General features: G+C 67.6%; 17 protein-coding genes. 10 read left to right on the top strand and 7 right to left on the bottom strand.

Features of this window, described 5'->3' with window-relative positions; genetic code table 11:
• Window positions 1-4: 4 nt before the first annotated feature.
• Window positions 5-1,114, bottom strand: coding sequence for an ankyrin repeat domain-containing protein (locus tag ACQPYM_RS39980; protein ID WP_433011887.1), 1,110 nt, complete (start codon window positions 1,112-1,114; stop codon window positions 5-7).
• Window positions 1,115-1,320: 206 nt separating this feature from the next.
• Entirely contained in the window at window positions 1,321-2,289 is a 969-nt protein-coding gene (locus ACQPYM_RS39975) for an SMP-30/gluconolactonase/LRE family protein (protein ID WP_433011884.1), read from the bottom strand.
• 146 nt (window positions 2,290-2,435) lie between these two features.
• On the opposite strand from ACQPYM_RS39975, the gene ACQPYM_RS39970 reads away from it, so the two are divergent.
• From ACQPYM_RS39970 to ACQPYM_RS39960, 3 genes are all read left to right on the top strand, one after another.
• Window positions 2,436-3,635 carry a sensor histidine kinase gene (locus ACQPYM_RS39970; protein WP_433011881.1) on the top strand — a complete coding sequence of 400 codons (1,200 nt, stop codon included), beginning with the start codon at window positions 2,436-2,438 and terminating at the stop codon, window positions 3,633-3,635.
• A gap of 44 nt (window positions 3,636-3,679) precedes the next feature.
• Window positions 3,680-4,264, top strand: coding sequence for a LuxR C-terminal-related transcriptional regulator (locus ACQPYM_RS39965; protein WP_433023484.1), 585 nt, complete (start codon window positions 3,680-3,682; stop codon window positions 4,262-4,264).
• A gap of 1,146 nt (window positions 4,265-5,410) precedes the next feature.
• Window positions 5,411-5,749 (top strand): hypothetical protein, encoded by a 339-nt coding sequence (locus tag ACQPYM_RS39960; RefSeq protein WP_433011878.1) that lies wholly within the window; start codon window positions 5,411-5,413, stop codon window positions 5,747-5,749.
• A gap of 129 nt (window positions 5,750-5,878) precedes the next feature.
• Here ACQPYM_RS39960 and ACQPYM_RS39955 read toward each other — a convergent pair whose 3' ends face one another.
• Window positions 5,879-7,030: a pyridoxal phosphate-dependent aminotransferase gene (locus ACQPYM_RS39955; protein ID WP_433011876.1), complete on the bottom strand. Its 1,152-nt coding sequence runs from the start codon at window positions 7,028-7,030 to the stop codon at window positions 5,879-5,881.
• An 84-nt stretch (window positions 7,031-7,114) separates the two neighbouring features.
• On the opposite strand from ACQPYM_RS39955, the gene ACQPYM_RS39950 reads away from it, so the two are divergent.
• Window positions 7,115-7,975, top strand: a complete 861-nt coding sequence (locus tag ACQPYM_RS39950) for an EamA family transporter (protein WP_433011874.1) — start codon at window positions 7,115-7,117, stop codon at window positions 7,973-7,975.
• 36 nt (window positions 7,976-8,011) lie between these two features.
• Here ACQPYM_RS39950 and ACQPYM_RS39945 read toward each other — a convergent pair whose 3' ends face one another.
• Together ACQPYM_RS39945 and ACQPYM_RS39940 are read right to left on the bottom strand one after the other, a co-directional pair.
• Window positions 8,012-10,021 carry a glycosyl hydrolase family 28-related protein gene (locus ACQPYM_RS39945; protein ID WP_433011872.1) on the bottom strand — a complete coding sequence of 670 codons (2,010 nt, stop codon included), beginning with the start codon at window positions 10,019-10,021 and terminating at the stop codon, window positions 8,012-8,014.
• 140 nt (window positions 10,022-10,161) lie between these two features.
• Window positions 10,162-10,860: a FadR/GntR family transcriptional regulator gene (locus tag ACQPYM_RS39940; RefSeq protein ID WP_433011870.1), complete on the bottom strand. Its 699-nt coding sequence runs from the start codon at window positions 10,858-10,860 to the stop codon at window positions 10,162-10,164.
• Window positions 10,861-11,072: 212 nt separating this feature from the next.
• Here ACQPYM_RS39940 and ACQPYM_RS39935 point away from each other — a divergent pair, with 212 nt between their 5' ends.
• The 3 genes from ACQPYM_RS39935 to ACQPYM_RS39925 are packed head-to-tail and all read left to right on the top strand — an operon-like array spanning window position 11,073 to window position 14,183.
• Window positions 11,073-12,389, top strand: a complete 1,317-nt coding sequence (locus tag ACQPYM_RS39935; protein ID WP_433011868.1) for an ABC transporter substrate-binding protein — start codon at window positions 11,073-11,075, stop codon at window positions 12,387-12,389.
• Between the two features lie 4 nt (window positions 12,390-12,393).
• Window positions 12,394-13,350 (top strand): carbohydrate ABC transporter permease, encoded by a 957-nt coding sequence (locus ACQPYM_RS39930; RefSeq protein ID WP_433011866.1) that lies wholly within the window; start codon window positions 12,394-12,396, stop codon window positions 13,348-13,350.
• Window positions 13,347-14,183 (top strand): carbohydrate ABC transporter permease, encoded by an 837-nt coding sequence (locus tag ACQPYM_RS39925; RefSeq protein ID WP_433011862.1) that lies wholly within the window; start codon window positions 13,347-13,349, stop codon window positions 14,181-14,183. The genes ACQPYM_RS39930 and ACQPYM_RS39925 overlap by 4 nt, the downstream gene beginning before the upstream one ends.
• On the opposite strand, the gene ACQPYM_RS39920 is transcribed toward ACQPYM_RS39925, so the two are convergent.
• On the bottom strand, window positions 14,141-14,854 hold the full coding sequence (locus ACQPYM_RS39920) for a pyrimidine 5'-nucleotidase (RefSeq protein ID WP_433011859.1): 714 nt from the start codon (window positions 14,852-14,854) through the stop codon (window positions 14,141-14,143). The genes ACQPYM_RS39925 and ACQPYM_RS39920 overlap by 43 nt on opposite strands.
• A 52-nt stretch (window positions 14,855-14,906) precedes the next feature.
• Between ACQPYM_RS39920 and ACQPYM_RS39915 the strand changes: the two genes are divergently transcribed.
• From ACQPYM_RS39915 to ACQPYM_RS39905, 3 genes are all read left to right on the top strand, one after another.
• Complete coding sequence (locus tag ACQPYM_RS39915; RefSeq protein ID WP_433011856.1) at window positions 14,907-15,674, top strand: SDR family NAD(P)-dependent oxidoreductase; 768 nt, start codon at window positions 14,907-14,909, stop codon at window positions 15,672-15,674.
• Window positions 15,675-15,757: 83 nt separating this feature from the next.
• A complete protein-coding gene (locus ACQPYM_RS39910; protein WP_433011853.1) occupies window positions 15,758-16,576 on the top strand; it encodes a hypothetical protein in 819 nt (272 codons plus the stop codon).
• Window positions 16,577-16,612: 36 nt separating this feature from the next.
• The gene (locus ACQPYM_RS39905; protein ID WP_433011850.1) at window positions 16,613-19,015 is read left to right on the top strand and encodes a tetratricopeptide repeat protein; all 2,403 of its coding nucleotides are present in this window, start codon (window positions 16,613-16,615) and stop codon (window positions 19,013-19,015) included.
• Here ACQPYM_RS39905 and ACQPYM_RS39900 read toward each other — a convergent pair.
• Entirely contained in the window at window positions 19,012-19,872 is an 861-nt protein-coding gene (locus ACQPYM_RS39900) for an SDR family oxidoreductase (RefSeq protein ID WP_433011848.1), read from the bottom strand. The genes ACQPYM_RS39905 and ACQPYM_RS39900 overlap by 4 nt on opposite strands.
• Window positions 19,873-19,946: the final 74 nt, after the last annotated feature.

The following is a 19,946-nucleotide window of genomic DNA, read 5'->3' as shown; positions in this document are numbered from 1 at the left end:
GTCGTCAGCGGGCGCCGGCTGTGCGGAGGATGGTGGCTATCTGGTCGTGGCCGTGGTTGGTTGCGTGGCGGAGTGGGGTGATGCCGTCTCGGTCGGGTAGGGAGGGGTTGGCGCCGGCGGCTAGCAGGATGCGGACGATTTGCTGCCAGGGTTCGGTGCCCTTGCCGAGGATTACTGCCTCCAGGAGCGCGGTCCAGCCGAGGTTGTTGACGTGGTTCACGTCGATGCCTGTCTTCACCACGCGACGGACGTAGTCGACGTGTCCGCGTTCGCTTGCCGGGATCACCGAGATGCCGCCGTAGCGGTTGCGGAGCTTGAGGTCGGGGTTCGCGGGTAGCAGCGTCTCGAGCATTGCGACGCTGCCGGTCACTCCGGTCACCAGCCAGGCTGAGTCTTGCCGCTTGTCCTGCGCGTCGGGGTCCGCGCCCAGCCCGACCAGCAGCCGCGCCGCGTCGACCCGGTCGTGCAGCGACGCCAGCAGCAGTGCGGTTCGGCCTTGGCTGTCTTTGTGTTCCAACGGCGCGCCTGCTGCGATAGCCGCCGCGACTCGGTCGGCGTTGCCTGCCTCGGCTGCTGACAGCAGAGCCGATGGGGCGTCTGCACGGCTCGGGAGCTCGGTGGTCAAGGTGGCGACCACGGCCGCTTGTTTGTGAGTTCGGGCGCCCTGCAACGGCGTGGTGCCGTCACGCTCGGCGGGGCGGTTGCGGTCTGCTCCGGCGGCGATCAGGAGGCGCACGGTGTCGACGTACCGCGGGCTGCCGTCGCCGAGCAGGACGGCCTCATGCAGCGCGGTCCAGCCGAGGCGGTTGACGTGGTCGACCGCAGTACCGGCGCGCAGCAACCGGCCGACCACACTGGCGTGGCCGCGCTCGGCGGCGCGAATCAGCGCGGTCCCGCGATAGCTGTCGAGACTGCGGACGTCGGCGCCGTGCTGCAGGGTCAGCTCGAGCAGGTCGAGGTAGCCCTCGCTCGAGGCAATCAGGAAGGCGCTCTGCACCGTGTCGTCGACCGCGTTGACGTCGGCCCCAGCCGCGATCAGCCGCCGAGCCGCCGGTACGTCGTTCTTCCAAGCAGCGGCAATCAGTTGCCGGTCGAGCGCGTCGGCAGTCGGCACGGACGTAATCCTCGCAGTTGGTGGCGTCGGTTTGGCTGGGCTGGTGCTCGGCACGACCGTCGGTCCAGCCGGGCTGGTCGGGGTGGCCGGCGTTGGCGTGGATGAGGCTGTAGCCGTTACGGCGGGCTGTGCTGCTTGCTGGGGTGCGCAGGCGGCGCCCGCCGCCATCACCAGGATGGCAGCGGCCACGGCAGTCGTAGTACTGGTCATCGGCCCGGCGGGGTCAGGGCGACGACCTGGTACGGCGGAAGTCCGACCGGCTCGTCGAATTTGCTGTCGACAAGCAGCAGACGCCCCTGCGCCAGTTTCGCGGTGGTGAATACGCGGCTGGGGTCGGTGGGCGTCGCCGCCACCAAAGTCGCCGTGCTGCCGTCAGCCGAAAGCCGCAGCGTGGTCAGGACGCGTGAGAAGTTGCGTACCACCCACAGCAGGTCGCCGCTTCGCACCAGGCCGTCGGCGTTCACCAGGTCGGCGCCACCGGTCGCGACCTGCGAAACGGCGCCGCTCCGCAGGTCGAATCGCCAGAGCTTGCCGACGTTGCCCTGGGCAACGACCAGCGCGCGGTGGTCCGCGGAGAGCACGATGCCGCCGAGGTTGAAGCCGGTCTGCGTCGGGATCGTCCCGGTCGCGTCGGCCCAGGTGCGGACCGTCCAGCGGCCGTCGTGCTCGGCGACCCGGAACACCTGTGGCGCGTTCGAGTTGGTGAAGTACGCCGCGCCGTCCGGGCCGATGGCGATGTCGTTCAAGAACGCGTTCGGTACGCCGGTCCGCAGCGCCGCCAACAACTGGCCAGACCGGTCGTAGACCCACAGGTCGGGCGCGCCCGGGTGGTCGATGCCGTTCGGCCCGCCGGCGACGTACACCCGCCCGTGCGCGTCGACGGTGACGCCACGCGCGGTCCACCGGCCGTCCGTGCCGTCACCGGCCAGCCACTCGGTGGCGGCGCTGGAACGCAACGACCCGCGGTGGATCTCGCCCCCGGTCGTCTCCGAGACGTAGAACCGCTGAGTGCGCCCGTCGTACCCGATTCCCTCGTACTTCGATCCGCCGGCACCGTTCACCACCGGGTCGCCGGGCAGTTCGTAGTCGGCGGACCGGGCGGACGCGGCCGGCATCCCGGCGCCGAGCAGGACGGCGGACAGCGCCAGGGTCGCGGACAGGGAGCGAACAGACATGAATACCTCGCATCAAGTGTGCTGGAACGGTCGACAAGGTCAAGCGTGCTCGGCGGACGGCCCGCACACGACCGGCGTTCGGGGACGATGAAGTAGCCGATCGGATGATTCGGTTCGCGTGCCGGCAGGCTTACCATCGGCTCGAGATGACCACCGCACAGTCGCGTCCGATCACCCCCGCTTGGGCCGCCGGGATCCTCGGCCGTGCCGACGGGCTGGCGACCGCCTCGCACGCGACGTTCGTCGTACTCGTGGCGGCGTCTGCCGTTCGGTACCTGTCCGGGCACGGCTTCGGCGACCAGGCCCCTTGGGTGCTCGCCGGGGCGATGGCACTGTTGGTCACGTACGCCGCCCGCCGGGTGCTGCCCGGCCGGGTATGGCTCGCCCTGCTCGTCGCTGGCTGGTTCGGGCTGGTGCTGCTGGCTCCCTCGTTCGCCTGGTGCGCCGTACCGCTGTCCTTCGTGGCGCTCCGGGTGCTGCCGTTCCGGCCGGCCTGTGTGGTGGTCGCTGCGATGGTGGTGACCACTGTGGTCACGTGGACCCGGATGTCGGACCGGCTGGACCCGACGATCGTGCTCGGGCCGGTGTGCGTTGCTGTGCTGGCGGTTGGCGCGTACCGGGTGCTGGAGCGGGATGCGCTCGCCCGGCAGTCGCTGCTGGACGAGCTGCGCGCGGCGCAGGGTGACCTGGCCGACGCCCAGCACCGGGCCGGCGTACTGGCTGAGCGGGCGCGGTTGTCGCGGGAGATCCACGACAGCGTCGCCCAGGGGCTGTCGAGCATCAATCTGTTGCTGCAGGCATCCGATAGCGAGTGGGAGAGCCGGCCTGCCGCGGCTCGCGAGCACGTGGCCCAGGCGGCGGCAACCGCCCGTGACGGGTTGGATGAGGTACGCCGGGTGGTGCGCGACCTGGCGCCAGCGGAACTCGCCACGGAACCAGGTGGTTCGGCGTTGCCGGCCGCGCTCCGGCAGACTTGCGAGAGGCTCGCCACGCACAGCGAAGTGGAGGTCCGCGTGCAGGTCCACGGTACGCCGGTACGCCTCGGGCCGGAGATCGAGACGGCTCTACTGCGCACTGCGCGGGGAGCTCTGGCGAACGTGCTCGAGCATGCCGCCGCGAGCACGGCGGTGGTCACGCTCACCTATCAACCGGACGCTGTCACGCTCGACGTCCGAGACGACGGGCGCGGTCTGCCTGAGCACCCGCGATCGACTGCGCCGGATCGCGGCAGGGGACTGGCCGGGATCCGCAGTCGGTTGCAGGAGCTCGGCGGCACGCTGGTGCTGGAGAGCGAGCCGGGCGAAGGTACTGCGCTGGCTGCTTCCGTTCCGTTGGAGCGACCGTGATCCGGGTGGCGCTGGTGGACGACCATCCGGTGGTCCGCGCCGGGATGCGGGCGCTGGTTGACGGGCAGGACGACCTGACGGTGGTGGGCGAAGCATCCGACGCACACAGCGCCGAGCAACTCGTCGCGGCGGTGCGACCGGACGTCGTACTGATGGATCTGAACCTCGGTCGTGGTCCCGGCGGCGTCGAGGTCACCGCGCGCCTGCGCGCGCTACCCGAGCCACCGCAGGTACTCGTGCTCACCACCTACGACACCGAAGCAGACATCCTGAGCGCAATCGACGCCGGCGCCTCGGGGTATTTGCTGAAAGACGCACCCCCGGAAGACCTGTTCCGCGCCATCCGTGGCACCGCCCGCGGCGAGGTGGTCCTGGCCCCAGCAGTCACCGCCCGCCTAGTGAAACGAGCCGGCTCCCCAGGCCCGGTCCTCACCGAACGCGAGGTAGAAATCCTCAACCTCCTGGCCACCGGCCAATCCAACCGAGAACTAGCCAAACGCCTCTTCGTCAGCGAGGCAACGGTGAAGTCCCACCTCTCCCACATCTACACCAAACTCAAAGTAGAAACCCGAGCCGCCGCCGTAGCCCGCGCCATAGAACAACACATAATCCGCCCCCCAGCCAGCTAACTCCAGACCGGCGGAAGCGCGAGGACTGGGCCCCTCCATCCGGAGGGAATCCCAGCCTCACTTCTCCACAAGGAGCCCCTGGGAGCTACTAAAAGCCTTGCACACAAGGCATCCTGGGGCATACGCCTGAAAACATTCTGCCCCAAGCTGCCCCACCCACACTCCGAGTGGCTCCCGCAGTACGGCCGAGACCCCTGGAACGTCTTCTGTATGAGTTGGAAGACTTTGTGTCACCCCAGGGTTCGAGTCGCGTGTGGCGCCGCTGGGCGGGCGCGATCGGAGCTTGGTCGACAGCGTTTGACGCACTGCGTGCGCTAGTGCCTCGTCTAGCAAGGTTGGGGAGGTAGTCAGGTCGGCTGGTGTGTGCTGGAGGTCAGGTCCTGCGGCTGGGTGGAGGGCAGCAGTTGGCCCTGAACTGGTTCGGGGAGGATTTTCGGCGGACTTGGGGAGGGTTGTGCTACCGGTGTGGGGAGAAGATCCTCCCCGCGGTGGGAGCGGGCAGTCGACGGTTCGGGGAGGGGTCGGCCTGGCCGGGTCCGGCCTCTGCCGGCTTTGTGCACGGGCTGAGCGTCCGGAGCACGGTGGAACGCTCAGGTCACGCACAAGGTCACGCACAAGGTCGCCGGCAGGCCCGCCCCGGGGGGCGTGGGTAGAACGGAGCTTCAGTCCATCAATCTGGATCGCTCGCGAGACTCGCCACGTTCAGCGGTGGGTCGTCCAGGGCGGGATTGATGCGGTGGGGATCCGTGGGTTTCGGGGGCCGCGGCCGGTTCACGACGGCGTCGTCGCCGGTTGACCGGCTCGCTGCTCGCGGGCCCGGCAGCGCGCCTGGCACGGTCGGCGGCCCTGGCTGCGGATCCAGCTGCTGTCGTACCCACCCGCAAGACCTGTCGTCCAGCCGCCCTCAGCACACGACCACCTTCCCAACGTTGCTAGACCCAGCACTAGAAGCGCGAAGGCTGGGGCCCACCGTCCGGAGGGAATCCCAGCTTCACTTCTCCACAAGGAGCCCCTTGGAGCTAGTGAAAAGCCTTGCACACAAGGCACTCCGGGGCATATGCCTCCAGACAATCTGCCCCAAGCTGCCCCGGCCCACACCCCGAGTGGCTCCCCGCCGTGCCGCCGAAACACTTGCATGATCCTCGGATGCCTGCTGCGCGCCCTCCCGCTTTTGCCCTCTCCGCCTGGATCGACGAATCCATCATTGTCGGAGGCAATCAACATCCGGGTGCTTACACCCTCGCCTCGGTGGTCGCCGATCCGGCGCTGCTGGATGGGCGCGATCGGAGCTTGGTCGACAGCGCTCGACGCACAGGACTGCTCTCAGGGCGGCTGGCGGTTGACTTTGCCCTGCCGGTCCAGGAACCCATGCTTTGGTTGCCGGATGCGGTGGCTGGTGCGGTGACGGCCGCGCAGTTGGGAGAGCCGAGGTGGCTGCTCACGCTGTCCGAGTGTGTCCACATCCATCACGTCAGCGTGCGATAGAAAGCGCGAAAGCTGGGTCCCACCGTCCGGAGGGAGTCCCAGCTTCACTTCTCACCAAGGAGCCCGTGGCGAGCTGTTCTGAGTCTTGCACACGACTGGATCGATTGTCTCGGGGCAGTTCGGGGCAGATCAGAGTTTGGTTAGGCGGGTTAGGGCTTCTTGGAGGACTTCTGGTTTTTTGCAGAAGGCCCAGCGGACCAGGGGGCGGCCGGATTCGGTGTTGTCGTAGAAGACTTGGTGGGGGATGGCTACGACGCCGGTGCGTTCGGGGAGCATGCGGCAGAACTCGATGCCGTCGGTGTGGCCAAGGGGGCGGATGTCGGTGGTGACGAAGTAGGTGCCTTGGGGGCGGTGGACGCCGAAGCCCAGGGCCTCCAGACCGTCGCAGAGGAGGTCTCGTTTGGCTTGCATGGTGGTGGTCAACGAGTCGAAGTAGTCATTGCCTAGGGCAAGGGCTCCGGCCACGGCCGGCTGGAAGGGGGCGCCGGAGACGTAGGTGAGGAACTGCTTGGCGGTGTTCACCGCGGTGACTACCTCAGGGGTGCCCGTGACCCAGCCGATCTTCCAGCCGGTGACCGAGAAGGTCTTGCCCGCGCTGCCGATCGAGACCGTCCGCTCGGCCATTCCCTCGTACGACGTCAACGGCAGGTGCCGCAGGCCGTCGAAGATCAGGTGCTCGTAGACCTCGTCGGTGATGACCACCAAGTCGTGTTCGACGGCGATCGCCGCGATCCCGCGCAATTCGGCGTCGTCGAGTACGGTGCCGGTCGGGTTGTGCGGGGAGTTGATCAGCAGCACCTTGGTGCGGGGCGTCACGGCGGCGCGGAGTTCGTCCAGGTCGAGCCGGAAGTCGGGAGCGCGCAACGTGACCGGCACGCGGTGTCCGCCGGCCATCGCGATGCAGGCGGCGTACGAGTCGTAGTACGGCTCGAGGGCGATCACCTCGTCGCCTGGTTCGACGTACGCGAGCAGGGCGGCGGCGATCGCCTCGGTGGCGCCTGTGGTGACGAGCACCTGCGTGTCGGGGTCGTACGTCAACCCGTAGAAGCGCTGCTGGTGGTCGACGATGGCCTGCCGCAAGGCGGGGATGCCGCGGCCGGGCGGGTACTGGTTCGCGCCGGCGCGGATGGCGGCGACGGCGTCCTCGAGCAGCGAGTCCGGTCCATCGGTGTCGGGGAACCCCTGACCGAGGTTCACCGACCCGGTCCGTACCGCCAGCGCGGACATCTCCGCGAAGATCGTCGTACCGAGCCCCTGCAACCGCCGAGCATGTTCACGCATGCCTCCGACCCTAACCCGCGCCGCCGTCGGGCGGGTTAGGGTTCGTGGACAAGCCGCCAGGTCGTCGGTCAGTGAGGGTCTTCAGTGGACGTCACCGCACTTTCCCTCGTGCTGGTGGCCGCCGTTCTGCATGCCGGCTGGAACTTCGCGGCGAAGCGGGTGCGGCAGGGCGGGCCGCTGTTCGTGTGGTCGTACTACACGGCGGCCGGTGTGCTCATGCTGCCGGCGCTCGTCATCGCACTGGCCACCACCGAGGCACAACCGCAGTGGAGCTGGCTGGCCGCGATCTGCGTGACTGCTGTGCTGCACATCGGGTACGGCGTGGTGCTGCAGCGCGGGTACGACGTAGGCGACCTCTCGCTCGTGTACCCGCTGGCGCGCGGCACCGGCCCTTTGCTGGCGGTCGTACTGGCGGTCCTACTGCTCGATGAGCGTCCGGGACCCATCGGGCTTGCCGGTGCCGCGCTGATCATCATCGGGGTGCTGACCATCAGTACGGGCCGAGTCGCGCGCAGGCGGAGCATCCGCGCCGGGATCGGGTACGGCGTGGCAACCGGCGCGCTGATCGCGGCGTACACCCTGGGGGACGCGTACTCCGTGGCGAGGCTCGGCATCCCTCCGCTGATCTACTTCGGCGCAGCCTCCTTGTTGCAGAGCCTGCTCCTCACCCCACACGCGCTCCGCCACCGCGAACAGGTGCGGCTGCTCTGGGCGGAGAGCCGCCGGGAGATCTGGATCGTCGCCCTGTTGTCCCCGGCGGCGTACCTGCTGGTGCTGTTCGCCATGCGCCTCGCGCCGGTAAGCCTGGTCGCGCCAGCCCGCGAGTTCAGCATCGTCCTCAGCGGCCTGGCGGCGTGGCTCCTACTAGGCGAGGCCGGCGCGCCACGCCGCCTGGTGGGCAGTGCGATCGTCCTGGCCGGCATCGTCGCCATCGCCTTGGCCTGAAAAGTTGGAGGTCCAGTGGCGGACCCCCAACAATAATCAGGACCAGGGCGTAGGCGGTGGTGGCGGCACCACAGCAGGGCGGTCTTCGCAGTGGCCGGGAGGGGTGTTGTCTGCGGTCCAGTTGCCGTCGTTGCTGGTGCCCAGGAGGCGTACGTCGAACTCTGGGGTGCCGGTGAAATGGAAGGTGCCGCAGTTGTTGACGAAGGGGGCGCCGACGTTGCGGGCGTCGACGTTCTCGAAGGTGGCCCAGCCGCCGACCCGGGCGTTGACCACGTTCGTGCCGGTGCCGTCGACCTTGATGTTGCGGAAGGCGACGTTCTCGATCCGGTAGTCGTCCTTCACCGGCCAGTCGACGACGAACAGGAACGCGTTGTACGTCGAGTCCAGGAACGCACTGTCGGTCACCTCGATCCGGCCTGACATCGTCGACTGCAGCGCGTACAGCCAGATCGCGCCCAGCCCGAGATTCCAGTTCAGGTCCCGCGGCCCACCGCGGACGGTGGTGTTGCGGGCGAACGACAGCGTCCCCTCGAACGGTGTCGAGTTGAACCGCGACCCGGCGTGCAACGTGCTGCCCTCGCGGATCGGGTCGGCCACCAGGTTGTCGGTGACCGCATTGTCGCGTCCGCCGTAGATCGCGATGTTGTTGGCCAGCGTCGGCGTCTGGACGGTGTTGTGGTCGTAGACGTTGTTGTGGTTGACCAGCCCGTCCGGGTTGGCCTCCGACCACATCGCCAGGCCGTCGTCACCGGTGTTGCGGACGAAGTTGTTGGTCGCCCGCACGTGCGAGACGCCGAGGTGCAGGTTCATCCCGTCCGCGATCGCGTCGGTGATGACGTTGTTCTCGATCAGCAGGCCGCTCATCGGCCCGTCCAGCCAGATCCCGACCTTGGTGCGGTGCAGGTACAGGTTCCGGATTGTCGAGCCGCCGCCGATCGCGCCGCCGATGCCGTTCACCTGGTCGGTGTCGATCCGCTCCCGAACATCACTCTCGATCGCGAAGTCGGACAGGTGCACCTTCGTGCTGCCCCCGTCGGCGGCGTACCGGCCGTAGAACCCAGGGGCGCTGTGCACAGATTTGTCCGGCGCAGGCTGCGCGAGCGGCAGCACCTTGCCCTTGATGATGGTCCACCAGTTGCCGGCGCCGCGGACAGTGACCTGGTCGACGACGATGTGCCGGTTGACCTGATAAGTGCCCGGCGGGATGAACACCGACCACCCGATCCGCTTGGCCATCGCGATCGTGCGCTCGATCGCGGGCGCCGCATCGCGTCGGCCGGTCGGGTCGGCACCGAAAAGCCTTACCGACAAGGACTTCGCGGGCTGCCGCAGCGGTTGCGCAACGAGCTCGAAGTCGGCGACGTCTAGCACCGTCCACGCCACCGTCGTACCGGCCGGGAGCTGGAAGCGCACCTTGTCGCCGGCGCGGTAGGTCTTGCCGAGCATCAGTCGCTGCTCGTCGTAGAAGTGGTTCGGCCGGAACGGTTTCGCCACCGGGTCCGGCTCCGGCTTCCACCAGCCCGGCTTCGGGTCGACGTTCGGGTCGTTGGAGAACGGATACATGCCGTAGAGCCACGCGTACTCCGACGTCAGCGTCATCGTCTTCGCACGCTTACCGTTCACCAGTACGTCGAGCGGCGACCGCAACCCGCCGCCGGTCGCGGAGTCGGGAATGCTGTAGCGCAGGGTCAACGCGTTGGCGGGCTTGGACAGCGTGAACTCGACGTACTGACCTGCCTGAGTCAGCCGTACTGCGCTGCGCCCCGAAGCCTCGGCGGGCAAGGTGTAGGCCTCGCGACTGGGACCGATCTTCTCGCCGGTGGTGGCCGCGTTCTCCGCCTCCTGCTCGATGAACGGCACAGTCGCCCCGCGCCCCTGCACCAAGGCGGGATCAAGGCCTGCCCGAGTCACTACCGGCTCTGCTGCGGTCGCCATCTGAGGTGAGGCGACGGCCGACAGGCCTGGTACTGCGAGTAGAGCGCCGACAACGGCGCCGATCACCACTGTGCGGCGACGAAAGACAGACTGGGACACGGATTGGGACACGGGCAGACATCCCCTCGGACTCAACAGCCGCCCCGCAGGCGTGCCGTAGTGAGCCGGAGACTACGCAGGCCGACCTTTCTCTGCAAGATCTCGACAGAGGAAAGAAATTTCCACGCAATACGCGTCGGGCCGGGGAAAGGTCAGTCCAGGACCACCTGGGGTTGTGGCCGGAGAGCGCGGAGCCAGAGCTCGGTCTGCGCAATGTGAGCGGACGCCGCGGTAGCAGCCGCTGCCGGGTCGCGCTGGGTGATGGCGGCGAGGATCGCGCGATGACCGCGATCGCTCGTCTGCTTGATCGCGTCGAAGTCGTCGCCCGGCTCGAAGATCCGGTAGTGCCCGCCGCGCCCCCGGATCACCCCGGTCAGTGCCGTGACGGTCGGGTTCCCGCCCGCAGTACAGATCGCGCCGTGGAACTCGGCGTCCAGGAGCTGGATCTCGGTGGCGTCGGTGGTCGCCTCGAGGCGGTCGAGGATGTCGCCCAACTGCTCGGCCAGCGCGGGATCCTGCCGGGCCGCGGCCGCCGCGGTCGCGTGCGCTTCGAGCACCCGGCGTACTTCGAGCAGTTGCAGGAGCCCTTCGAGCGGGATCAGCTCGACCGAGAGGGAGAACCTGCTGATGATCTCGGCCGGGTCCAGGGCCGAGACGTAGGTGCCCGAGCCGTGCCGTGACTCGATCACGCCCAGCGCGGCCAGTGAGCGGGCCGCCTCGCGCAGGGAGCTGCGGGACACCCCGAGGTGGTCGCACAGCTCCGGCTCCGGTGGGAACTTCTCGCCCGGTCCGAGTTCGCCGGACGCGATCATCTTCCGCAGGCCGGCCAGCGCCTTGTCCGTCGCCGCCATCAGCACCTCCCCTTCGGGCTCCCCGGGGTTCGGGAAGCTCCGGTTGACCAAACCTCTCAGAGCGTAAGTCCTCAGACCACTTGTGGTCACGTCCTCGGTAAGTCCTTGTCGATTCAGCGTAAGACTGGCTAGTGTGCTCAGATCGCTCCAAGAGTCATCTGATGTCAGAGCAAAATTGTCCCTGGCTCACATCCCCTGAGGAGAAGTGCCGAATGCGCTACCGACAGATGTTCGCACCTCTGACCGCGTTCGCCCTCGTCGTCGCCGCGGCCGCCTGCGGTCCGGGCCCGGCCGAGAAGGCCCAGGGTGAGGGCAAGGGCGGCGAGGTGAAGCTGCAGATGGTCGAGAGCCTGACCAACCCGACCCGGACCACTCTGCTGAAGAAGCTGATCGCCGACTTCGAGGCGAAGAACTCCAACATCAAGGTCCAGCTCATCTCCCCGCCGACCAACTCGGCGGACCAGAAGATCCAGCAGATGCTGCAGTCCGGCAAGGGCGTCGACGTGCTGGAGGTCCGCGACACCACCGTCGGCCCGTTCTCCACCAACAAGTGGATCTACGACATGGCCCCCGACCTCAAGGGCTGGGACGGCCTGAACGCGCTGACCGAGAACGCCCTGAAGGTCACCCAGCAGGGCGGCAAGTCGTACATGGTGCCGTACGGCTTCTACGGCCTCTCGCTGTTCTACCGCAAGGACCTGGTCCAGCAGGCCGGCTTCAGCGGGCCGCCGAAGAGCTGGGCCGAGCTGGTCGAGCAGGCCAAGAAGATCAACGACCCGAGCAAGAACCGGTACGGCTACTCGTTCCGCGGCGGACTCGGGGCCGGGGGCAACGCGGTCGCGATCATCTCGGGGTACGTGATCGACGAGATCAACAAGGACAACGCGTTCAAGCTGACCAGCGGCAAGACGATCTTCTCCTCGCCGAAGGCGGTGGAGGCGCTCAACCTGTACGTCGACCTGTTCAAGAACGCCTCGCCGCCCTCGTCGGTGAGCTGGGGCTATCCCGAGATGGTGCAGGGCTTCACCTCCGGTACGACGGGCTTCCTGCTCCAGGACCCCGAGGTGATCGCGACGGTCAAGGAGTCGAAGACCATCAAGGAAGACCAGTGGGGTACGGCGCCGCTCCCGGTCGGCCCGACCGGCAAGGCGGCCCAGCCGCTGGCCAACGCCGGCTGGGGTGTCGCCGAGGGCAGCACCCACAAAAAGGAGGCGGTGGAACTGGTGAAGTTCCTGACGTCTGGTGAGTCCGCGATGACGTTCTCCAAGGAGAACAGCCTGGTGCCGATCCTGAAGAGCGCCGCCGAGGACCCGTACTTCAAGGACGGCCCGTGGGCGTCGTACGTCGCGATGAACTCCTCGCCGGACACCTACGTCGTGGTGACCCAGCCGCGTGGTGTGCCGTGGTCGACCGAGTGGGGCAACAAGTCCGACGCCGACGTCCAGAAGCTGATCACCGGCAAGGCGCAACCGGCGGAGATCCTGAAGAGCTGGGACGAGTACTGGACCAAGAAGTGGGCGGGGAACTGAGCCGATGGCTCTGACCGACACCGAACGCCGCGGCACCAAGCTGGAGCCGGTGCCGCGGCGGCCGGTCACCCGGCGACGCCAGTTCACCGGGCGGACGGCGCTCACCTTGTTCCTGTTCATGCTGCCGGCGATCGCGTTCGTCGGCATGTTCACCTACTACCCGCTGGCCAACGGCATCTCGATGGCCTTCCGCAACTACAACCTGAACGACCTGTCGGACACCTCCTGGGTCGGGCTGAAGAACTTCAGCACGCTGCTGCACGACGAGATGTTCCGCGGCACGGTGAAGAACTCGGTCGTCTGGGTGGTCGGGTCGCTGGTCCCGCAGTTCCTGATCGGCTTCACGATGGCGTTGTGGCTGCGGCGGAAGTTCCGTTTCCGTGGTACCTACCAGGCGCTGGTGTTCTTCCCCTGGGCGGTGTCGGGCTTCCTGATCGGCATCCTGTTCCGCTGGATGTTCAACGGCGAGTTCGGGGTGGTCAACGACCTGCTGATGAAGACGCACCTGATCGACACCCCGGTGCCGTGGCTGGCCGACGCGAAGTACGCGATGTTCGCCGTCATCGTCGCGAACGTCTGGTACGGCGTGACGTTCTTCGCGATCATGATCCTGGCCGCGCTGCAGTCGGTGCCCGAGGAACTCTACGAGGCCTCGGCGATCGACGGCGCGGGCAAGGTCCGGACGCTGTTCAGCATCACCATCCCGTCGATCCGGACGACACTCGCGCTGACCGTGCTGCTGCGGGTGATCTGGATCTTCAACTCACCCGAGCTGATCTTCGGGATGACCGGTGGTGGACCGGCCAACGAGACGCACATCGTGACGTCGTACATGATCCAGGTGACCCAGGAGGGTGACTACGGACGCGCGTCGGCGATGGGCGTGATGGTGGTCTTCGTCCTGATGTTGTTCGCGATCTTCTACTTGTTGTCGATCCGGCCGAAGAAGGCGATGAGATGATTCGCGACTACAGCACCGGCGGCAAGATCGCGCGCTTCGTCGGGCTCGGCCTGTGCCTGCTGATCACGATCTTCCCGCTCTACTGGATCCTGGTCACGTCGTTCAAGGAGCCGGGCACGATCTTCGCCTATCCCTTGAAATACTGGCCTTCCGACTGGTCGCTGGCCAATTACCAGGGGCTGTTCGAGCAGTCGAACTTCGCGGTCTTCCTGGTCAACAGCCTGATCGTCTCGACGGTCGCGGCCGCCTTCGCGACGGTGATCGCGCTGCTCGCGGCGTACGTGCTCGCGCGGTTCGAGTTCGTCTCCAAGGGCGCGGTGATGGGTGCCTTCCTGGTCACCCAGATGATTCCCGGTTTCATCGCGCTCGGCTCGCTCTACATCCTGATGACGAGGCTCTACCTGGTCGACAACCGGTGGGGCCTGGTGCTGGTGTACGTCGCGGTCTCGATCCCGCTCTGCACGGTGATGCTGCGCGGCTTCTTCGAGAACGTGCCGGCCTCGCTCGAGGAGGCGGCGATGGTGGACGGCTGCTCGCGGTTCACGGCGCTGTTCCGGGTGCTGGTTCCGGTGATGACTCCGGGCATCGCGGCGTCGTACATCTTCAACTTCGTGAACTGCTGGAACGAGCTGTTCCTGTCGGTCACGTTGATGAACAGCGACAGCAACCGGACCATCCCGGCCGCGCTGAACGGTTTCATCAGCAGCTACAACATCGACTGGGGTTCGATGTCAGCCGCGGCTGTGCTCTCGATCATCCCCACGATGGTGCTGTTCGCCTTCGCCAGCCGCTACATCGTCGAAGGTCTCACGGCCGGCGCCGTCAAGGAGTGAAGGAAAGCTGGTAGATCCCACACCCGCCACCGTCGCGGTGCCAGCACCTGGTACTGCGCGGTGCCGGGCTCGGCTTCGCCACCGACGAGAACCGTCGCCATCCCCAACTCCTCCGGCACGGTCAGGTTGACCGCCCGGTCATCGAAGAACGCGGTCGTGGCCGGCTCGATCGCGAACCGCTCGACGAACCGGTCGTAGCTCTCCCGGTACGGCTTCGGCGTCAACCCACCGGTCACGATGTCGAAGTGCCCGTCGAACAGCCCGGCCAGCCCGAGCCGGGGGAGTGCCTGCTCCACGTGGTACGCCGATCCGTTGGTGAACACGAACTTGCGGCCCGGGAGCGCCTTGATCGCCTCGGCCAGGACCGTGTCAGGGCGTAGTACGGAGTAGTCGAGGCGCCTCTCGAAGCGGAGGTAGTCGTCCGCCTGGACGCCCTCGGTGGTCATCAACCCGCGCAGGGTGGTGCCATGGGAGGCGACCAGCTCGGCCTGGATCCGGCGGGCGCCCGCCTCGTCGGTTCCGAAGTACTCGATGAGGTAGCCGCGGATTCCCGCTGTCAGTTGCGCGGCGAGGCCGTTGCTGGGCGGATACAACGTGTCGTCCAGATCCAGCACCCAGGTGTCGACATCGGCCAGACCGGGGCGGTGGGGTGGGGTCTTATGACACAGCATCAGTCCAGAGTAGTGACAGACTGGGCGACGTCATCTACGGGAGGACTGAGCTGTGGCGACGGCACTCATCACTGGGCCCACCGCGGGAATCGGGCGGGCGTTCGCGGACAAGTTGGCGGTCGAGGGCTACGACCTCGTGCTGGTGGCGCGGGATGAGGCGCGGCTCAAGGAGGTCGCGACCGAGATCACCCGGTTGCACGGGGTCGCCAGTGAGGTGCTCGCGGCGGATCTGACCGTGCCGGAGCAGCTGGCCACCGTCGAAGAGCGGTTCCGGACCGGGCCGATCGAAGTACTGGTGAACAACGCCGGCTTCGGCGAGAAGAAGCCGTTCTGGGCCAACCCGATCGAGGTCGAGGAGAAGCAGTTCGACCTGCTGGTGCGCGTCGTACTGCGGCTCACCCACGCCGCCGTTCTGCCGATGATCGAGCGCGGCTCGGGCGCGGTGGTCAACGTCTCGTCGGTGGCGGGCTTCCTGCAGCGCGGCAGCTACAGCGCGCACAAGTCCTGGGTGACGAACTTCTCGGCGGGCCTGGCGATCGAGCTGCACTCCAAGGGCGTCGCGGTGATGGCGCTCTGCCCCGGTTTCGTGCACACCGAGTTCCACAGCCGGATGGGGATGGACAAGACGATCATCCCGTCGTTCCTGTGGCTCGACGCCACCGACCTGGTCGACGCCGCCTGGACCGACCTGATGCGCGGCAAGGCGATCTCGATCCCGTCGATGCGTTACAAACTCGTCGTCGCGGCGGCCCGCTACACCCCGCGCACCCTGATCGCCCGGCTGTCCACGGTTGGCCTGGACGGCCGCCGCCGCGCCTGACCGGGCAAATCCCCCGGCAACCAATCGCTTCTCGCTAGCGTCCACCCCAGCAGGACGTCACATCGCGAGAAGGTTGGCCGGAGATGACCGCACGGGGATGGAAGCACGCCCACCTGGCCGCCGCTGGGATGGCGACGCTGGGCCTGCTGTTAGTGGCTTGCGGCAACGACACGAAGCCGTCTGGCAACGCCGCACCAGCCGGTACGCCGACGGCCGCGGCCACCACGCCTGCGCCCACCACTGGCGTACCGACTACGCCAAGCACGTCGAGCGGGCCAAGCGCTTCTGGCAAACCGAGTGCGACGCCGAGTGGCAAGCCCACGCCGACTCCGAGCATCACGCCCACGCCCACGCCGACTCCCGCGCCCGGCAAGCCGGTCAAGCTGACCACCGCGATGCTGCTCACCGGCGCCGAACTCGCCAAGGCCGACCCGAAGCGCGGCTGGGTCTCCACCACCGGCTCCGCCAGTACGCCGATCTGCGGCCGCGGCTCGACCCGCGGTGCCAACCCGCTGGGCAGCCTGAGCCGCAACTTCACCACCGACCTCGACGCCTCCGGTGGCCAGTGGCTCACCCGGTACTCCGACGCGAAGGCCGCGCGGGCGGCGTACGACAAGATCATCAAGACGGTGAAGTCCTGCAAGTCCGCCGTCCCCGCGCCGACCCACGCCCGCAAGCTGACCGAGGACCGCACCTTGGCCGTCGGCGACACGACCCGCATCCTCCGCTGGTACGACTACCCACTGCCGAACGACCCCGGCAGCGAGGACGGCGGCTTCCCGTACGCCATCACCCTGAAGGGCAAGATCGTCAGCGTCCTAGCCTTCCGCGAAATGGGCCCCGGCATCAAACCCCCCACCTTCGACCGCATCACCCGAGCAGCCGCAGCCCACCTCACCTGAGGGTCATCGACGGCGGCGATCCCTTAGCCTGGCTGCATGCGGATCCCAGGATCCACCGCCCCGCCATCCGGTGTCGCCCACCTGCTGAAGCAATTCCGCCTGCGCGCAGGCCTCACCCAGGAAGGACTGGCTGCTCGTGCCGGCTTGAGCGTCGAGGGGATCCGCGCACTGGAAGGCGGCCGTCGCCGCTCCCCTCGCGCAGCGACGATCGATCAACTTGCCCTCGCGCTCAGACTTTCACTGCCTGAACAACGTCAGTTGACGGACGCGGCCGATCCCCCGCGCCAGAGTCGTGCGCTTCCGGAGCAGCTACCGCCCGCCCCGGACGACTTCACCGGGCGTGATCGGGAGCTGAACGACTTGGTCCGGCTCCTACGGACAACTGACCTGCGCGTGGACAGTCGGGCTGTGGTCATCTCCGCGGTCGGTGGCATGGGCGGGGTGGGCAAGACCGCACTCGCCATCCAGGCCGGGCACTTGGTGGCTCCCGACTACCCGGACGGCCAGATCTACCTCAACCTGGGCGGTGGGAGTCAGGAGCCGGTCAGTACGGCGGGCGCGCTGGCCGCCGTACTGCGAAGTCTGGGTGTCCCACCAGCGGACGATCCTCGCGACGTCGAGCAGGCAGTCGGCAGGTACCGTACGGCGCTCGCGCATCGGCGAGTCCTGTTGTTGCTGGACGACGCGGACGGCGTGGATCAGGTGCTGCCGTTGATACCCGGAACCCGCGGGTCGGCAGTCGTCATCACGAGTCGCAAGCAACTGACTGCACTTCCCGGCGTAAGGTATCTCGGCCTGCAGGTGCTCACCGAGGAAGATGGTCTGAGCCTGCTCGGCGAGGTCGCTGGGAGGGATCGGGTAGCGGCTGAGCCGGAGGCCGCGCTGCAGTTGGTCCGGCACTGTGGATTGCTGCCATTGGCGGTACGGATCGCTGGCGGTCATCCGTCCATTCAGGCTGCCGGAGGGCTGGCAGCTCTGGTCGGTCTCCTGGCCGATGACGGCAGCAGGCTCGATGCGTTGAGTGGCGGCGGTGCAGGCGGCGGGATCCGGGCGACTATCGTGTCGTCGCTCCGTTCGCTGGCCGCGACAGACCGTCCCGGGGACCGGAAGTGTAGCGAGATGTTCCCACTGCTGGCCTTGTCGGAGGGGGACCATTTCCCGCTCCGGACCGCGGCGAAGGTGCTGGAGCTGCCGCTGGACGTGACGGAAGATCTCCTCGAACGGCTGGTGGACGTTCACTTGCTGGAGACGCCCGCGCCTCAGCAGTACCGAATGCACGATCTCGTCCGTGATGTCGGACAGGAGTTGGCGGCCGGCACGATGACCAGTGCCGAGCGGGCGGAGGCCTCGCGCCGGGAACTGCGTTGCTACTTGGGCGTCCTGTGGCGACTCAGCGAGCTCCACGAGTTGCCGCATCCGAAGGGCGCCGAGGACTGGTCGGCCGGCGCCGAAGACCTCGGCGACCGCGATGAGGTGGCACGCTGGCTGGAGGCCGAGGTCGGCAACGTGCTCCGGCTCATCGCCAAGGCGGCGACCGGAGGCCGGGAGGACCGGCTGACCGCCGCGCGGACCGGGCTGGGGATGTTTCAGTTCGCGCGAGTGCGGTTGCGGTTCGCCGAGTCGCGGGACGCATTGGCCGCCGTCACGGGCATTCTCGATGAACCGGACGACGAGCTCGACGACTGGCTGTGGCTCTCGCTGGGACGGCTGTACACGGCGCTCGACCAGCCGCGGTCGGCGGCCGACTGCATCCGGATCGCGCTACGGCTGGCCCGCGCCCGGGGCGATCTCGACCAGGTGGTGAACTGTTTGATCGAACTCGCCTATGTCTTGGTGCGGATCGGTGAACCGGCCGAAGCGAAGGCAGCGGTCGACGAAGTTCTGGCCTTGCCGCCGGAGGACTGGATGCATCTCGAGGCGGCCGTGCGGCTGGTCGCCGGTTCTGCCGCGGGCGCGCTGGGTGATCTGGCCGGGCAGCGGGCAGCCTTTGATCGCGTGATCGCCGTTCATCGCGAACGGGGAAGAGGCCGGACGGCCTTGCTTCATCAGGAGCAGATGGGCATGTCGCTGGTGGAGAGCGGCCAGTACGACGCGGGCTGGCCAATGCTGGCCGAGGCGCTCGAACGGGCCCGTGCCGACGGGCTTGCGATGATCGAGTTCGACCTGCTGACTGACTTCGGGAAAGGCTGGTCGCTGCGCGGCGATCACCAGCAGGCTCGCGAGTACTTCGAACAGGCGCTGGAGATAGCAATCCGATTTCCCGCTGAGAACCAGGAGGGCCGCACCCTGGATCGTCTCGGCCGGACCCTGCTTGCGCTCGGCCGGCCCGAGGAGGCTCGCATGCACTGGCAGCGAGCCGTCGTCCTGTACCAGCAGTTCGCCGACCCGGCGGCCGATGAGGTGCAGGAACTCCTCGATGTCCTCCCATCGACGGACTAGCCCAATTGGTCGGCGATTGTCGTGGCGATCGGGGTGGTCGGGCGGCCGATCAGCTGGGCGAGGGTGCCGGGGGTGCCGCTGAGGGTGCCGGTGCTGATTTGGGTGTCGACGTCGGCCAGGACGGTGGCGAAGGCCTCGGGGATGCCGGCGGCGGTCAGGCCGGCCAGGTTCTCGTCGTGGGACAGGGAGCGGTGCACTACGGGCTTGCCGGTCTGGCGGGTTACCTCGGCGGCGTACTCGCCGAAGGTCCAGGCCCCGTCACCGCTCAACTCGTAAGCCTGGTTGAGGTGGCCGTCGGTGCGCAGTACTGCGGACGCCGCGGCCGCGAAGTCCTGTCGGCTCGCCGTGGCCAGCCGGCCGTCCGGGCTGACGCCGTTCACGATCGCGCCGCTCTCGACGGTGGCGGGCAGGTCGAAGACGCCCATCTCGGAGTACCAGTTGTTGCGCAGGAGAGTGTGCGGGACGCCGGAGTCGAGGATGAGCTGTTCGGTCGCCTTGTGGTCGGCGGCGAGCAGCATCGCGTTGTCCGGAGCACCGAAGACGCTGGTGTAGGCGAGCTGCGAGACGCCCGCCTTCTTCGTCGCGTCGATGACGGCGGCGTGCTGACCGACCCGGCGGCCGAAGTCGGTACCGGACACCAGCAGGACCCGGTCGCCGGCGCTGAAGATCTCGTCGAGCGTCGCCGGTTCGTCGTAGTCCGCGATGGCGACCTTGACGCCCTGGGCCGCGAGGTCAGCGGCCTTTTCCTTGCTCCGGGCAACAGCCGTGATGCCGTCGGCGGGCACGCCCGCGGCCAGCAGATCGGCAATGACAAGACGACCAAGCTGCCCGGTGGCGCCGGTGATGACGATGCTCATCTGAAGAGGTTCGCTTTCCGTAGAGTTCGTGGAGTGCCACTAACTCTAGGGTGGGTACTATCTTCACAACAGTA

The sequence above is a fragment of the Kribbella sp. CA-294648 genome (genome assembly GCF_050943845.1).
Classification (GTDB): Bacteria; Actinomycetota; Actinomycetes; order Propionibacteriales; family Kribbellaceae; genus Kribbella.
The sequence above is the reverse complement of the archived record's forward strand: the minus strand, read 5'-3'. Positions and strand labels throughout refer to the sequence as shown.

Coding starts and splice junctions, on each gene's coding strand:
- ACQPYM_RS39925 (WP_433011862.1), top strand. CDS start 13,347: ATGATTCGCGACTACAGCACCGGCGGCAAGATCGCGCGCTTCGTCGGG.
- ACQPYM_RS39935 (WP_433011868.1), top strand. CDS start 11,073: ATGCGCTACCGACAGATGTTCGCACCTCTGACCGCGTTCGCCCTCGTC.
- ACQPYM_RS39955 (WP_433011876.1), bottom strand. CDS start 7,030: ATGCGTGAACATGCTCGGCGGTTGCAGGGGCTCGGTACGACGATCTTC.
- ACQPYM_RS39905 (WP_433011850.1), top strand. CDS start 16,613: ATGCGGATCCCAGGATCCACCGCCCCGCCATCCGGTGTCGCCCACCTG.
- ACQPYM_RS39965 (WP_433023484.1), top strand. CDS start 3,680: ATGCGGGCGCTGGTTGACGGGCAGGACGACCTGACGGTGGTGGGCGAA.
- ACQPYM_RS39940 (WP_433011870.1), bottom strand. CDS start 10,860: ATGGCGGCGACGGACAAGGCGCTGGCCGGCCTGCGGAAGATGATCGCG.
- ACQPYM_RS39930 (WP_433011866.1), top strand. CDS start 12,394: ATGGCTCTGACCGACACCGAACGCCGCGGCACCAAGCTGGAGCCGGTG.
- ACQPYM_RS39970 (WP_433011881.1), top strand. CDS start 2,436: ATGACCACCGCACAGTCGCGTCCGATCACCCCCGCTTGGGCCGCCGGG.
- ACQPYM_RS39960 (WP_433011878.1), top strand. CDS start 5,411: ATGCCTGCTGCGCGCCCTCCCGCTTTTGCCCTCTCCGCCTGGATCGAC.
- ACQPYM_RS39910 (WP_433011853.1), top strand. CDS start 15,758: ATGACCGCACGGGGATGGAAGCACGCCCACCTGGCCGCCGCTGGGATG.
- ACQPYM_RS39900 (WP_433011848.1), bottom strand. CDS start 19,872: ATGAGCATCGTCATCACCGGCGCCACCGGGCAGCTTGGTCGTCTTGTC.
- ACQPYM_RS39975 (WP_433011884.1), bottom strand. CDS start 2,289: ATGTCTGTTCGCTCCCTGTCCGCGACCCTGGCGCTGTCCGCCGTCCTG.
- ACQPYM_RS39920 (WP_433011859.1), bottom strand. CDS start 14,854: ATGCTGTGTCATAAGACCCCACCCCACCGCCCCGGTCTGGCCGATGTC.